Origin of the sequence: Achromobacter sp. SIMBA_011 (assembly GCF_046535435.1) — a bacterium.
GTDB lineage: Bacteria > Pseudomonadota > Gammaproteobacteria > Burkholderiales > Burkholderiaceae_B > Achromobacter > Achromobacter dolens.
In genome coordinates this window covers 1-293 of sequence record NZ_JAWRWN010000265.1, presented here as the reverse complement: position 1 = coordinate 293, position 293 = coordinate 1, and the positions used below count along the sequence as shown (strand labels likewise).

Below are 293 nucleotides of genomic sequence, written 5' to 3'. Positions count from 1 at the left end.
CTCGTCACTCCAATGAGCCGGTGCATGCGCACGGCGACGGGCGTCGCCATGCCGGACCGGCGCCGGGCGGCCCTGGACGGCGGCGCGTGCCGCCGGGTTCTGGGGAATGTTCCGCCCGGATCAACTCAAGGTTGCCACTGAGTGAGCAGGCGATGCAACTCGGCGATATCCGTTTCGTTGTGCAGACGCTCGCGCGCGTCTCGATCGGACAGCAGCTGCGCGATCTCCGACAGGATCTCGAGGTGCTGCTGCGTGGCTTGCTCGGGCACGAGCAGGAAGATCAGGAGCCCGAC

The 293-nt window shown here is 67.6% G+C and carries 1 protein-coding gene; it reads right to left on the bottom strand.

Annotated features, from left to right (window positions below; all coding sequences use genetic code 11):
* Positions 1 to 125 precede the first annotated feature (125 nt).
* Positions 126 to 293, bottom strand: a 168-nt coding sequence (locus SB816_RS30875; RefSeq protein WP_410548103.1) for a PTS sugar transporter subunit IIA, incomplete at its 5' end; no start/stop codon positions are given.